This window comes from Chloroflexota bacterium, from assembly GCA_016235055.1.
Classification (GTDB): domain Bacteria; phylum Chloroflexota; class Anaerolineae; order JACRMK01; family JACRMK01; genus JACRMK01.
Genome location: JACRMK010000054.1, coordinates 1 through 14,153, shown reverse-complemented (window position 1 = coordinate 14,153; position 14,153 = coordinate 1). Strand labels below are relative to the sequence as shown.

Here is a 14,153-nt window from a genome sequence, read left to right as displayed (position 1 = left end):
ATGACTGATTCGCTTGCTCCACAGGAGACATTCAGCGAATTCAAGAATTCGTTTTCGTATGGCTCGCGCACCGACCTCAACTTCAAGTTCCTTAAGGGACTGTCGGACGAAGCTGCCACCGCCTATCTGCAGGAATTGCTGTGGAAGCTGGGCGACGCGCTCGTCGACGGGGATTTCGCGCGCATCCGCAGCCACATTCGCGACGGCCAGGTCCAGAGCTACTCGGCGCCGGGGCCCTGGGCGTACGATGACGCGCCGTTCACGCCGATGCGCAAGCCGGTCGCGCAGGCGCGCCTTGCGCTGGTGGCGTCGAGCGGCCACTTTGTCGCCGGGCGCGACCCGGAACCGTTCGGCGTCAAAGACATGACGCAGGCGGAGGCGGCCCGCCGGATCGATGAGTTTCTGCGCGAGGCGCCGGCGCTGACAGAGATCCCGTTCGATACGCCGCCCGCACTATTGCGCGTACGGCACGGCGGTTACGACATCCGCGCGGCGCAGGCCGACCCGAATGTGGTCTTGCCGCTGGCGCACTTGACAGAGTTGCAGCGCGAGGGCGCTATCGGCGAACTGCTGCCGCACGCGTATTCGTTTGTCGGCGCGGCGGCGCAGCGCCGCCTGTTGAAGGAAACCGCGCCGCACTGGGCCGAATTGCTCAAACGCCAGCACGTCGACGGCGCGCTGCTGGTGCCAGCCTGACCGGTCTGCCATGTGTCCGTGGGACACGTAGCGCGGGTCTTCGAGGCGGCGGGCATTCCAACCGTCATCGCCGGCCTACGAGCCTTCCGCGTCCGCCTGACAGCCATGCGCGTGCCGCGCCTGCTGTTGACACCAAACGTGCTGGGCCAGACGCTGGGTGCTCCACATGATGTGGCTGGGCAGCGCGCGGTGCTCCGGGCGGCGCTGACGCTGCTGGAGGAAGCACCTGCCGGCGGTACCGTCACCGAAATGTAACGGCCAGTGCGCCGGCAGCCGCCGGCGCAGTTTTGTGTCATGAGTAAGAAATCCCCTGGCCCCCGCATCTGAAGAAGTGAAGCGGACGGGCAGTGACAAGCCAGTGGTGGCGCCACCAGCGACGCGTCTCCGTCCTCATTCACGCTTATTTCAGCATGAACAGCATCTTCAATCTGCGGAGGAACATCCAGTGACAAGCACAACACTCAACGCCACACGGTCTGTCGTCTCGGCCAAATGGCTCGTGCCGGGGCTCGGCGCGAGCCTCGTCATGGGCATGTGGGAGATGATGATCGAGGCCGTCGTCGGCGCGGGCTTCTGGGCGCCGGTCGTCTTCATCGCAGCCACCGTCGTGCGCAACCTGCAAGGCGTCGCCGTGCCGGTCCCGTTCGATCTGGTCGCGGTGGTGGCCGGGCTGATGGGACATATGATGAACTCGGTCATCTTCGGCCTCATCTTCACGTTTTTCATCGCGCCGCGCGCGCGCGCGCGCGGCGGGCAAATCACGGCGGGCATGGTGTACGGCGCGGTCATTTTCGCGCTGATGTGGTTCATCGTCGCGCCGCTGGCCGATCCGGTCATGCTCAAGCTCAACGCAGCAGTCTTCTTCCTCGGGCACCTCATGTGGGGCGCCGTGCTCGGCCTGTTGAACCACCAGATCGCGGCAGCCCATTGACCGGCCATGCCGGCCACGGGACGGCGATGGAGCCGGGGGCGCGGCGTCCCCGGTTTCTTAATTTAGCCAACGGCCTCTGTACGGTAACTGCGAGAGGAACCTTCCGGACTATTGCCCTATGGATAACACAAAACCTGCAGCCCAGCTAATCGTATACGGCCACGACGCCTGCCCGCAGTCTCGCGCATTGGCTTTAGCGTTGAAACACCATCAGATAGCGCACGAATGGCGCGACGTGATGCTGGGCGATCCGCGCTACCGCGTGGAATTGGCGAAGCTGGCGCGCGGCTATCAATCCGTGCCCACCGTCGTCTTCCCGGACGGGACTACGCTGGTCGAGCCGTGGCCAGGCGACGTTCTGAGGCGCCTCGGAATTCGACAGACGGGACTGATCGAGCGCGTGCGCAATGGCTTGCGGAGCGAGGCCGGGGCCTGCAGCGTTCATGACAGTCGCAGCTGCGCTGTCGGAGCAGAAGCAGCCAACAATCAGGAGGCGGAGACATGAAAATCGATCTGCTGTATTTTGACGGTTGCCCATCCTGGGAGACGGGGCTAGCGCACTTGCAGACGGCGCTTGCCGCCGAGGGCATGGAGACTGACGTTCGAATGGTCAACGTGCACGGTGACGACGAAGCCGAGCGACTCCAGTTCCTGGGTTCCCCGTCGTTCCGCTTGAACGGCCAGGAGCTATGGCCCGAGCGGCGCGAGCAGTATGCACTCGGCTGCCGGGTCTACCTCACGCCGCAGGGCTTCCGCGGGGCGCCGACCGTCGAGGCGTTGCGCGAGAAAATTCGCGCCGCCGTCAGCGAGGGACCGGCTGGAGCTTCAAGACCATGAGCTGGCTGCACGGTGCGCCACAACTGGATCGGGTGCTGAGCCGCTTTGTCGATGAGCACGGCCAGGTTGATTACGCGGCCCTGCTGGCGGATGGCAGCGCACAGAGCTGTGCGCGCGAGCTGGAGACATTCAACCTCGGCACGCTAGATGCACGCGAGGAGCGGCTCGCGTTCTGGATCAACGCGTATAACTGCCTCGTCATCGCGGGGGTGCTCGACGAGTTGAAAACCAACGCGCACTATCGCGGCGTGATGGGGGATGGGTGGTTTGGTCTGCTGCGCTTTTTCTATCTGAAGCGATACCGGGTCGGCGGGCGCCCGTTCAGCCTCACGACGATCGAGAACCGTATCCTCCGCGGGGAGCTGCGCGAGCCGCGCGTGCATTTCGCGCTGGTCTGCGCCTCGAACAGTTGCCCGCCGCTCAAGCGCGGCCTCTACGCCGCGGAGCGCATTGACGCCGAGCTTGACATGGCGGCGGGGCAGTTCATCCGAAGCGCGGACGGCGTCCGCGTCGAGCGCGAAACGCATACCGTATGGCTATCACAGATCTTCCAATGGTACCGCGGCGATTTTGAGCGCGCGGCGGATTCGCTGCTGGGCTACATCGAACGTTATTTGCCGGTCGACGACCAGGCATATCTCGCCCGCCACCGGCCGCAGGTGCGTCTGCGCTACTTCAGGTACAACTGGCAGTTGAACGGGAAACGGATGGGGGAGATTACTCCTCGACGATAATCATGCCTCGCGCTTTTGGATGCAATGGGCTGCAACGAATGTTGCAGGTGTACGAGAACTCGCCGACTTCCTCCGGCGTAAATTGCACGGTGGTCCACTTGCCAGCATGAATGACACCGGCGTCCACACCCAGTTCCGCGATCATCAGGCCGTGCGTAACATCGTGGCTGGTCACATGCAGGGTGACGGGCTGCCCTTTCTTCACGCGGATCACCAGCGGCGTCACGTTGCCGTTCTCCGGCGTTCGCATGATGAGCGTGATCGCCTGCGGGTCCTGCGCCGGAGCATACACGTACTGATATGCCACAATCAGCAGCGGAACGGCGATAATGATCGCCAGTACCGCTGCGACGCTGATGACTTCTAGTTTCTTCATGGCTGGCCTCCTACATATACAGGTACACGAAAAGCGACGTGAACGCGGTCAGGAAAAGCGAGATGGGGATCACACTGCGCAGCGCGCGCGCTCGTGCACCGAAATGCTGCTGTGCAATCTGATAAGCTGTGAAGATCGAGAACGCCAGGCCGGCCAGCAGAATCGGAACCTGCAGATAGCCGACGACCGCCGGGAAGTAGGGCGTCCAGTGATAGTCGACGGTGCCAAGCAGGTTCCAGCCCCAGCCGAACGGATCGGAGATCAGCGGGATCGCATAGGACACATTGACGAACACAAACGACAGGCTGAAGGCGATCCAGCCCGCCAGCCCCATCGGCACCAGCGCATACGTCACGTCAATCCAGAATTTCTTCGGCGTCACCACGCGCACGGGCGCGGCCGATGCGGTGGACGGCGTGCGTTCGGCCCACAGCTTGCCGACCCAGGCCGCGAGGAAGTACAGGCCGGGAACGACCAGCAGGTTTGCAGCCAGGAACATGCTCGCGTACGCCAGAAACTCGGGCGCACTGGCCATGTTGGCCCAATTCTTTATCCAGCCCCACGGGCCAAGCATGACCACTGAATAGACCACGGCGCACGTCAGCATGATGAACGCCTTGTAGGCCTCATCCAGGCCGCGGCCTTTGTCGACGAACAGGTCGACGGCAATCGGGCGCAAGTTGACCGCAATGTTGTCCTGCGAGCAGGTCTTGAGGCATTCAGTGCACATGCCACAGTACGTATTGCGCACCATATTGCCCGGATACTCCATCCAGGGGCACCCATAGCCATTTTCGCTGCCCTGGATACACTCTTTCGCGCCATGGCCGCGGCACACTTCCGGATCCTTGACGCGCACCTCAACCGGAGCAAACATCGAGTACAAGCCGATGAAGCCGCCCACCGGGCAGACATACCGGCAGAAGACGCGCTTGCCGTATTTTATGGACAGCGAAATGGCCAGCAGAATGAAGGCCAGGAGCACCAGGCCGGTCGCCAGTGGTCGCGTCAGAATAATGGCGCTGAACAGGGCCACGCTCAGGAACGCACCATTTTGCAGCCAGATGTTCTTGAAGCGCTTGGGCCACCCTTTCGTGGCGACCGACAGGCGCTGCTCCTTGCCTTTGGTGATGACCGCGATATGGTCAATCCACTCGCCGGGTGCGGGAATCGGGCACATCGTGCACCAGATGCGCGCTCCAAATGGAATCAGCAGGACGATCAGGAGCGCCCACCATACGATCCAGGTGAAGATGATCGAAAAGTTGCGATTGCCCACCGGAGTGCCAATCAGTCCCGTCAGGATGACGAGCACAAATGCGAAGAGGTTCGGCAGGATCAGTAAAGTCTGAAAGCCGCGATGTTTCAGCAGGCGTTTGATGAAGGCGATGCGCGTCAGGTCGAAACGCCATCCGCCAACGGTACTGGCGCTCATGTTATTGCTCCTTTCGCAGACCCAGGAATAGCACCATACCCAATGTCGTCACACCAACCAGCGCGAACGAGCTCCACAGGGGATTATTGGGTTCCACAATCAACTCGCCGATCATGAACGGATGCATGGTACCGCAGGTTTCCGAGCAGCGAAAGCGATACTTGCCCGCCTTGTCGGCGACAAACTCGATGCTCGCGTTTTCCCTGGGTCGGGCAATAATGTTGACGTCATATCCATCGACATAAAATCCGTGACTGACGTCCTCGGCAACCAGCGTGACTTTGATCGTGTCGCCCTGGTTGACGCGAATGGTGCCGGGGGTGTACTCGAACGCCTTGGCCGAAATGAGCAAGTCGCGTGTGACGCCCGGCCCCGCCGAGCTGACCTCGGGGGTCATGGTCAGCGACAGAGCAATCCCCGCCAGCGCCAATAGTATCAGCCATTTTCTCTTAATCATGCTATCGACTCCGTCGTTGCTATTGTGATATCACTCGCAAGGATCAGGCTCAGCCGTCGGTTTCGGTGTTGCCGTTGGCATACCCGCAGCGGGCGTCACACCCGATTCCACGGGCAGATCCGACCGGTTGCCCCACTCCGCCCACGAGGCATCGTAGAGCGTGACGTTCGGGTATCCCAGCAGATACCGAAGCACAAACCATGTGTGGGCGCTGCGCACGCCGGTCTGGCAGTATGCGATAACCGGCCGGTCGCCGGCACTTCCCGAGCGCTGGTACAGTCGAGCTAGTTCGTCGGCCGGGCGAAACGTGCCGTCCGGCGCGATCGTCTTGCTCCACTCGACATTAACCGCCCCAGGGATGTGCCCGCCCCGGGCGGCACGCACGTCATCGCCGCTGTATTCCTTCGCCGAACGAGCGTCGATGAGGGTCGTATTGGTTTGGTCGCGTGAAGCACGAACCTGGTCGGCCGTGACGCGGAAGCCGGCCGCCGGCGCCTTCGCCTTGTACTCCGCCGGCAGCGGCGTGGGCGCCTCCCTGCTCAGCTCCCGCGCTTCGCCCGTCCAACGCTGGCTGCCGCCGTTCAGGATGGCGACTTTCTCATGCCCATAGTAGCGCAGCACCCAGAATGCGCGCGCGGCATACAGGCTGTTCATGTCGTCATACAGCACGATCAGGCTGTCGGGGCGAATGCCGATACGCCCCAGCAGTCCTTCCAACTGGCTCTGTGACAACACCGTGCTCTTGACGGGGTCCTGGGGATTCGTCAGCTCGCTCGTGACGTTCATGTACGTCGCGCCCGGCAAGTGCCCCTGGTTATACACATCCCGCTTGCTGCTCACGTCGATCAGCCGCAACGCAGGATCCTTCAGGTGAGCCGCAACCCACGCCGGGTCAACCAGCACCTCGGGGTGCGCATAACCGCTCGGCGATGTCGCCGGCGCGGGGGCTTCCCCGCAGGCGGCAGCGAACCATGCGCTAAACAGCAGAACGATCAGCGAGAGCCCGTGTTTCTTCATCCGTGTTAGCCCAACAGCCGCATCCAGCGCAGCCACACATAGACTTCGTCGCTGACGGCATGGAAATTGCCGGTCAGCATGAGCAAGCCGAAGCCGATGATGACCAAGCCGGAAACCAGTCCAACCAGCGGCGTCATTTTCCCCAGCCGGTCAAGCACGGGCAGTGCCCGGCTGAGGGACGCGGCGGCCAGCAGATACGGGACGCCAATGCCCAGCGAGAAGATGAAGAGAATCGTCGCGCCTTGCAGGGCGGTCGCCGTCGTCCCAAGGTAGAGCAACAATGCGGCGAACAACGCGCCGCTGAAGCACGTGGCGCAGCCCAGCGCAAAGGCACTGCCCATGATCATGGGCCCCAACACGCCGCCTTTCTGGCTCAGGCGCATGAAAGTCGGCATCGGCAGGCGACAGACCAACGGCGCACGGGCGTTGATGGCGACCCACAATCCCATACCGACGAGCAGCACACCCGATACGACCCCAAGCGGGCCGCTCCACCTCACAATCAGACCCGAACTCTGAATGGCTTGCCCGGCAAACCCAGCCGTCGCCCCCGCCAGGGTGTATACGGCCGTGAAGCCAACTACGAAGAGAACGGCTGTGCGCAACACGCGTCCGCGCACCGCCACGGGACTGTCCCCTGCCTGCCGCGCGCCGACGCCGGCAAGCGTCGTGAGATAACACGCGGTCAGCTGCGCCAGACATGGCGACAACGCCGCCAGCAACCCGGCTACCAGCGCCAGCAGCGTCCCCGCGGTAAGCGTTTTGCCGCCTTGCAGGCTGTCTGGATACTCGATTGGCAGATCCCAGCGAACGGTGGTGGTGGCGGTTGACCTGCGCGATTCGGGATTGCGCAATACAAGGTCAATCGCGGCGGCGCCCGCCAGAAGGCTGCGCCCTTCGGCATCCGTCAGCGGGAACCGCGCGACGCTGGTGCGATGGTGTTCTGCATCCGAGATGACCTGGGTTCCGCCATGAGCGCTGTATTCCCGTCCCGCCCCCAGCCGCAGACGCGCCTCGGGCGCCGCAAGCGGCAACTCCCCGTGATGGATGTCTTCGCTGATGAAGAAGACCAGAAACTGGTCAGGCGCATAGAGCGCCGCATCACTAGCCTTGTCCGCGATCCTGAAATACTGTGGTGTGGCGTACAGCGCAACGACTTCTCCCATATCCAGGCCCAGATCACCCGCATCGCGGGTTAAGAACTCGGCGACGGTGCGCGCATTCTCGTTGCGCGCCACCCTGGTTTCTGAGAGTTGACTGCCGCCCGCGAGCACGACCGGCACCAGCCAACCACCAGCGAGAATCGCTGCCAGGATGATGAGCAGGCCGGCGATCAACAGGGAGCGGCCGGACACAGGCCAACCAGCGTCGGCAGCGGGGGCGGGGCCTGAACCTTTGGGCACAACGTTCTGCGTCACGGCTATACTCTCTTTCCACGCTACGACCATTGGCGGACGTAGTATCTGGTCCGTCGTTTCCCGACCACGCACTGCGGTCGGGGCATCGGTCAACGTGCTTTCTTCTATTTGATCCCCTCACCGGACGGGTCTATGTCGCCACTAACTGGCTGGTCGCGCCTGTGAAACCTATTTCTCCACTTTGATAACCAGTGGTTTGATCTCACGATGAATAGTGCAGATCGCCTCGAACGTACCGGGCGTTTCTGGCGCCGTCCAGTCAACCTCGACTGTCTTGTTGCCAGGCACCAGGATGCTCCTGAGCTTGGCGCCTGCGCTGACCAGGTCGTGCTCTTCGGTGTCCGTGTTCGTGATGACGAAATGGATCTTACTCCCGACCTTGACGATCATTTCCGGCGGCTGCATGTCATAGATGGTGAGCGTGAGCTTAAAGGGCGTCGCGCCGCCCGGCGCGGGCGCCGTGGTGGCCGCCGCTGCAGGCGCCTTGGTCGCTACGGCTGCGGGCGCGGTTGGCTGCGCCGCCGGTTTGGTCGGTGCCGTCGTGGGCGCGGCCGACTGTGCATTCGTGGGAGCGGCTTGCGGGGCTGAAGTCGGCGCAGTCGCCGACGGGCCGCCGCAGCCAGCGGAGAGCGCCGCCAGTATCAAGGCGCTTAACAGGATGACGATTCGAACCATTAGAACTTGCCTCCGTCTGATCTGATCTGGCGTGCCCTCTGCCCCGAAGACAAAGGGCACGCCACTTTATGCGAGCTGTCAAACCGCCGGTTCAAGCATGACTGTAGCCAGCGGTTTCGGGTCATCATGCCGGTGTGCGGTCGAGCAACTCCGGTGTTGGTCTGCCTTACTTGGCGGCTGCTGCCTTGGCCTTCTCCAGGATCATTGCGTACATCGGCTTCTGGGGGCCGAACATGTCGATCAGCAGCTCGCCCTTGAAGTCCTTATCGTATTTGACGAAACCGCCCGAGTGGGTGTCCCCACCGTTGGGCGAGGCGATGTACGCCTTCGTCTTCTTTGTGTTCAGATCGAAGACGATCGTTTCCCAGCCATTCATGTTGCTCACCCACATCTCGTTCACGGCCGGGTCGGGGTGGAGGATCGCATGGTCGATGCTGGAGGCCGACCCGCCCAGGTTGAACGGCTGATTGGTCTCACGATTGGGCCGGAACTCCCGCGTATCGATGAGCCCGAGCGCGCCGCCACGGTTGTGGCTGCCTTCGCCCTTGCCGACCGTCCAGAGCTGCGTCTCGTCCCAGTTCAAGCGCAGGCCGTACGGCCCGATGACGGCCGCGCTCGTCTTAGCCACCACTTTGTTCGTGGCGTTGTCGATCTTGAAGGTCAGGCTGTTGGTGCCGTCATTCACGTAGGTGTACTTGCCATCGGCGGTGAAGGCAACGCCGATCGGGTGGTTCCCTACGCCGTCGATAACCGTAACCTTGCCCGTCTCCAGGTCGAACTTCGCCATCGCCGCTTCGTAGGACTCGCCTTCACGAATCGTGTCGGAACCCATGGAGATGTACATGAATTTGCCCGTGGGATCGACGGCCGTGTACGAGTGGCCCATGGGGCGCACATTATCGTAGGTAATCGCCCGCACAACACGGTTGCGATCCTTGGGGTCCAGGACAAAGTGCGGACCGCCCGTGGCGCCAAACCCATTGTCGATCACGACGCGGTCGCGTCCCTGCCAGTCTTTGAAACCGGCGGCGTGGTGCAGGCGCTGCGCCGGGAGGCCCAGCACCATGTCGAGTTTCAAAGTCTGAGCATTGATGATCAGGATCCGCTCCAACTTCTCGGGGTCCGATGCGCCGCCGGCGATGTACAGGTACTTGCCGTCGGGCGAAATGCCTACCGTGTGCGGAGTGCCGTTCGTGCCGTTTTTCAAATCGAACAGCCGCGACGCGATCACCTGCTTGCTGTAAGCATCGATGACCTGCACGCCGGGCAGTTTGTTGGTTCCCGGGCTACCTTCCTTGGCCGGGCCCTCGCTGGTGTAGTACACCATCGGGTGGGCTGCCGGATCCCAGGCATTGGGGCCGCTGGAGTCGTAGGTGGCAAGCAGTTTCAATCCGCCGCGAATGGACTCCGCCGTATCCCAACCGGTGGGCTGCGCCCCGGCCGGGATCGGCTGGAGTTGCCCGCTCTGTACCACGGTGACCGGGGCCACTGGCGCGCTCGGCTTCTGAGCCTGGGCAAGCTGCTCCTTGAGGGCGGCCGCCTCTTTGTCCTTAAGGGCGAGTTGGCTCTTCAGCGCCTCAAGATCCTGGGCTGATGGGCCGGCGCCGGCGCCGCACGCCACCAGCACGGCCAGGGCAAGCAGTGCCAGCAGTGTGAACAGCATCGGTCTGCGTTTTGGTGTCTTCATTGCGTCTCCTTCGTTAGTTCTGTTGGACCACATCGGGTCTCCTCATTGTTAAACCTGTCCAACTGATTGCCTGCGATAATTGTTTCGTCCGGTTTCTCCTCCTTTCTGCCATCTGCCATCCAATGCAGTCGCACGCCCAAAGCAACGTCGTGCACTGGCTCTGGTTTCGACCTGCGCCCCTGTCTACTTATGCTCTGCAACGCTCTCTTTACGATGCGCTTCCGCTAACCCTGTGCGCACTGCCGTAGGCGACTCGGTCGGTTGCGCGTATAGCGCTTCAATGCAACTCAGGAGTTCTTCCGAAGGGATGGTTTTTAGAAGATAGGCTGACGCGCCAGATTGATACGCTTTCTGTTTCTCTTGTTCGTCCGCATAGGAGGTCAACACCACGATCTTCGTAGCCGGCTGTTGCTCAACCAAAGCCTGACAAATTGCGAAACTATCGACTATTTGCGCATCCAACAACACGACATGGGCTTGCGTTTCGCTTAGCAGACGCAGCGCTGCGTCTTTCGCGTCTGCCCAACCGACGACTTGCGGATTGAGACGCCGGAACAGCTTGGCAGCAAGTTCGCGTCGGACCTGCTGGTGGCTATCCACGATCAGCAAGCGGATGTTTTCATTCACCGCCATCGCCCTTGAAGGTCAGGAAGCAGATGGACCCGGTATCATTCGAACGTTGGTGTCGCAAGTTCCTTGGGAATTCAATTCGCCTTGTCGTGCCGCTCAACTTGCCTGTGGTATCGTATCATTCCTGCGGTGATCGAGTGAGGGGCACATGTCCCGATAGATCCTCAAAGACATGGGTCAAAAAAAGCCGAATGGACTAGGGATTTCTAGTCCATTCGGTCCAGCCGTCGTGGCGATCCGGGAATTCCGGATCTGATAGTTTGCCTGTTACATCACGTCAACGAGGGGCTCGGTTACAGATTATGGTTACTCTTCCTTTTGACCCTCACTTCTGACGTAGTAAGCAGCGGCTTCAGTACGCCGTGCCATGTGCAGCTTACCAAGGATGTTACTGACGTGGTTCTTGACCGTTTTGTCGCTCAGACTAAGCACCTGGCTGATTTCCTTATTGGTCTTGCCTTCGGCAACTAGCGAGAGGATGCGCCGTTCTTGATCGGAAAGACCTGCCAACCTGGACTCTGCTTCACCTTCCCCCAAGCGCCGCATGCGCTCCAGCACTTTCTGAGTGACCGTCGGGTCCAACAACGAGCCGCCTTGACCGATGACCTGAAGCGCCTCGACTAAGGCGCGACTATGAATCTGCTTGAGCAAGAAGCCGGATGCTCCCGCCATAATGGAGGCAAAGATGGCATCGTCGTCGGCATAGGAGGTCAGCATCACGACCTTGATCTGCGGGTTGTGGCTGCGGATCTCGCGGCAAGCTTCCACGCCGCTGCCGTCTGGCAGGCGCACGTCCATGATCACCACATCGGGCGCATGACGCGCCGCCGCTTGAACAGCGCCCGCCACCGACTCTGCTTCTGCCACCACGGTGAAGGCGTCTTTCCGATCTAGCAGAGAGCGCAGGCCGACCCGCACGACCTCGTGATCGTCCACGATGAGGACCTTAAGAGGAGCGACTGTCACTGGGATCTCCTTACGCTCGTTCCTGGGGCTGCCCCACAGGCGCAGGCATCTCCACGACCACTTGCGTCCCTTGCGCCGTGTCACCGTTCACGCGCAGCGTGCCACGCAATGCTTTAGCCCGTTCCGACATATTGCGCAGACCCTGCCCATGTTGCGTGCGGGCTTGCTTTGAATCGAAGCCCTTGCCGTTGTCGCAAATCGAAAGGATCAGCCGACCGTTGTCCGTAGACAGCGCGACGGTCGCAGCGGTAGCCCCGGCATGCTTTGCAACATTGGCGAGACTCTCTTGCGCGATGTGGAAGAGATGATCGGATTGGTCTCGCGCGAGCCGCGTGTGCGCCTCGCCCTGGACGGTCAATTCGGCTTCGATCAAGGTGTTGATCCTGAACTCCTTAACCAGTTCGCCCAGGGCATGGTCGAAGCCGTGGCTGTCTTGAGACCGCGGCCTCAAACCGAAGATGTAGTTGCGCATGTTCCTGATCACGCCGTTCAGGCTCTTGACGGCTTCGCCCAGCCGGTACTCCACGTCGCCCGGCGCTTCTTGTATCATGTCGGCACAGTTCTCAAGGTTGAGACCCACGGCGTACAGGGATTGGATGACGCCATCGTGGAGATCCATGCCAATGCGCTCTCGTTCCTCCATCACCGCCAGCGCTTGCCTCTCCCGCAGGAGCTCCGTTTCCAGCCGCTTCTTGTCGCGCATGTCGGTGGAGATGCCCACCATGCCCACGATACGACCGTCGGCACCCCGGATGGGCGATGCCGTCACCATGACCGGAATCAGCGCCCCATCGTTTCGCAGCCGCTCGACCTCCGAATTGTGGAGTGTCTCGCCCGTCTGCAGGATGCGTGCCAGATTGCGGCCGGCTTCTGCCCGCCCGTCTTCGGGGACCATGGGCATGACGCTGCCGATCGCCTCTTCCTTGCTCCAGCCGTAGATCGTCTCTGCCCCGCGGCTCCACAGCACGATCTTGCCCTGGAGATCAATCACGATAATCGCCTGGCCCGAACTCTCGATAATCGTCTGGAGGTAACTGCTGGTTTGCTGCACCTTGTCGTGTAGTCGGGCATTCTCTATGGCTACACCGATCTGGCTGCCCAGCACAGAAAGCAGTGCCAACTCTTCAGGACTGAAACGCCGCCTGCCACGGCTGCCGATGGACATCACCCCCAACACTTTGTCTTTTGCTTTGAGGGGGATGCTGGCGAGAGAATGAACCCCGGCCCGTTGGGCAAATATGCGCGTCGACTCGGGATACTCACCATAGTCCTCGACGGACAGCGGTTCGCCCGTCTGCGCCACGCGGCCCGCAAAGCCCTCGCCCACTTTGAGATGCGCCATCATGTCCACCGATTCCGGTGGGATGCCGCGATGAGTTGCCAGAGTCAATCCGGTCAGCTCTTCGTCTGCGAGAAAGACAACTCCGGTTTCGACAGACGTGACCTCCAGCACCTTGTCCAGCGCGCGCTTCAGCAACTCGCGTTGGTCGGGCGATTCACCGACCACGCGGCTGACGGTGTTGAGGGCGGAGAGTTCTCGGTTCTGCCTTAGGATGTCGCGCTCCATCCGCTCCAGAGTTATGAATACTGCTTGAGAGAAGACGAGCACGCCTGCGGCGATAGCGCCGAGCGTGAGTGTGTAGCCCACCCAGGAGTGCAAGAACTCCGGATAGATGAAATGCCGGATGTACTCCGTCACCGCAAAAAACGCCAGCGGAAGGATCACGGTCAGCCAATGCATGACACGGAGGTTCATTGCAGTCGCCTTATCTGTCGAGAGGACTCATGTCTGGACCGTCATGTGGCGGACCTTGGTGGTGGGGGAAACGATCCAGCGACCGCGCTTCGTTCACCGTGATGGAATTCCAAGTTGTGCAAACCAGTTGTGTTTGCCATGAAGTTATCGACGATCAGCGTGCTTGTGGGTTGTGCCTGCCATCGGATTGCCCACCACGTGGAGTTGACCTAGGGTTCCGCAGGCTCAAATATACACCAGTGCACACCCGAACGCAAGGGTGTGCGTCAGCAGCAATTCTCATTTTGGAATCGGCTGCCACTATGCACCCTCATCCCCTGCCCCTTCTCCCCCGCGCGCGCGGGGGAGAAGGGGAAAAGCTAACGGGGATTGGCGCGGCGGCGCAGCCGCCGCGCCAATCCCCTAAGAATCTCGCCCCCTCCCAACGAAGTTGGGAGGGGGTCGGGGGGAGGGCAGCGCCACTTTTTCGGCGGGCCAGCTTGCGTGACAAGCGCCTGAGGGCCAGCGCATCGCAAGCGGCATTGGAAAGTACCCGTAC

At 61.5% G+C, this 14,153-nt stretch carries 16 protein-coding genes; 6 read left to right on the top strand and 10 right to left on the bottom strand.

All coding sequences use genetic code 11. The features are described 5' to 3' along the window. From HZB53_14005 to HZB53_13980, 6 genes are all read left to right on the top strand, one after another. Positions 1–696: a hypothetical protein gene (locus HZB53_14005; GenBank protein MBI5878760.1), complete on the top strand. Its 696-nt coding sequence runs from the start codon at positions 1–3 to the stop codon at positions 694–696. A gap of 18 nt (positions 697–714) precedes the next feature. Then, entirely contained in the window at positions 715–951 is a 237-nt protein-coding gene (locus HZB53_14000; GenBank protein ID MBI5878759.1) for a hypothetical protein, read from the top strand. Between the two features lie 190 nt (positions 952–1,141). Continuing rightward, on the top strand, positions 1,142–1,627 hold the full coding sequence (locus HZB53_13995) for a hypothetical protein (protein MBI5878758.1): 486 nt from the start codon (positions 1,142–1,144) through the stop codon (positions 1,625–1,627). 118 nt (positions 1,628–1,745) lie between these two features. Further along, positions 1,746–2,132, top strand: a complete 387-nt coding sequence (locus tag HZB53_13990; protein MBI5878757.1) for a glutaredoxin — start codon at positions 1,746–1,748, stop codon at positions 2,130–2,132. Next, positions 2,129–2,464, top strand: coding sequence for a thioredoxin family protein (locus HZB53_13985; GenBank protein MBI5878756.1), 336 nt, complete (start codon positions 2,129–2,131; stop codon positions 2,462–2,464). The genes HZB53_13990 and HZB53_13985 overlap by 4 nt, the downstream gene beginning before the upstream one ends. After that, positions 2,461–3,198: a DUF547 domain-containing protein gene (locus HZB53_13980; protein ID MBI5878755.1), complete on the top strand. Its 738-nt coding sequence runs from the start codon at positions 2,461–2,463 to the stop codon at positions 3,196–3,198. Before HZB53_13985 ends, HZB53_13980 begins: the two co-directional genes overlap by 4 nt. On the opposite strand, the gene HZB53_13975 is transcribed toward HZB53_13980, so the two are convergent. From HZB53_13975 to HZB53_13930, 10 genes are all read right to left on the bottom strand, one after another. Next, the gene (locus HZB53_13975) at positions 3,182–3,574 is read right to left on the bottom strand and encodes a cupredoxin domain-containing protein (protein ID MBI5878754.1); all 393 of its coding nucleotides are present in this window, start codon (positions 3,572–3,574) and stop codon (positions 3,182–3,184) included. The genes HZB53_13980 and HZB53_13975 overlap by 17 nt on opposite strands. Positions 3,575–3,584: 10 nt before the next feature. Further along, positions 3,585–5,009: a 4Fe-4S binding protein gene (locus HZB53_13970; GenBank protein ID MBI5878753.1), complete on the bottom strand. Its 1,425-nt coding sequence runs from the start codon at positions 5,007–5,009 to the stop codon at positions 3,585–3,587. Between the two features lies 1 nt (position 5,010). Beyond that, the gene (locus HZB53_13965; GenBank protein MBI5878752.1) at positions 5,011–5,466 is read right to left on the bottom strand and encodes a cupredoxin domain-containing protein; all 456 of its coding nucleotides are present in this window, start codon (positions 5,464–5,466) and stop codon (positions 5,011–5,013) included. 30 nt (positions 5,467–5,496) lie between these two features. Continuing rightward, positions 5,497–6,483, bottom strand: coding sequence for a sulfurtransferase (locus tag HZB53_13960; GenBank protein MBI5878751.1), 987 nt, complete (start codon positions 6,481–6,483; stop codon positions 5,497–5,499). A 5-nt stretch (positions 6,484–6,488) separates the two neighbouring features. Beyond that, complete coding sequence (locus HZB53_13955) at positions 6,489–7,901, bottom strand: hypothetical protein (protein ID MBI5878750.1); 1,413 nt, start codon at positions 7,899–7,901, stop codon at positions 6,489–6,491. 168 nt (positions 7,902–8,069) lie between these two features. Then, the gene (locus HZB53_13950) at positions 8,070–8,576 is read right to left on the bottom strand and encodes a cupredoxin domain-containing protein (protein ID MBI5878749.1); all 507 of its coding nucleotides are present in this window, start codon (positions 8,574–8,576) and stop codon (positions 8,070–8,072) included. Between the two features lie 166 nt (positions 8,577–8,742). Beyond that, entirely contained in the window at positions 8,743–10,263 is a 1,521-nt protein-coding gene (locus HZB53_13945; GenBank protein MBI5878748.1) for a hypothetical protein, read from the bottom strand. A gap of 183 nt (positions 10,264–10,446) precedes the next feature. Then, the gene (locus HZB53_13940; GenBank protein MBI5878747.1) at positions 10,447–10,890 is read right to left on the bottom strand and encodes a response regulator transcription factor; all 444 of its coding nucleotides are present in this window, start codon (positions 10,888–10,890) and stop codon (positions 10,447–10,449) included. Positions 10,891–11,199: 309 nt separating this feature from the next. After that, a complete protein-coding gene (locus tag HZB53_13935) occupies positions 11,200–11,859 on the bottom strand; it encodes a response regulator transcription factor (GenBank protein ID MBI5878746.1) in 660 nt (219 codons plus the stop codon). Between the two features lie 10 nt (positions 11,860–11,869). Continuing rightward, a complete protein-coding gene (locus HZB53_13930; GenBank protein MBI5878745.1) occupies positions 11,870–13,615 on the bottom strand; it encodes a GAF domain-containing protein in 1,746 nt (581 codons plus the stop codon). Between the last annotated feature and the right edge of the window lie 538 nt (positions 13,616–14,153).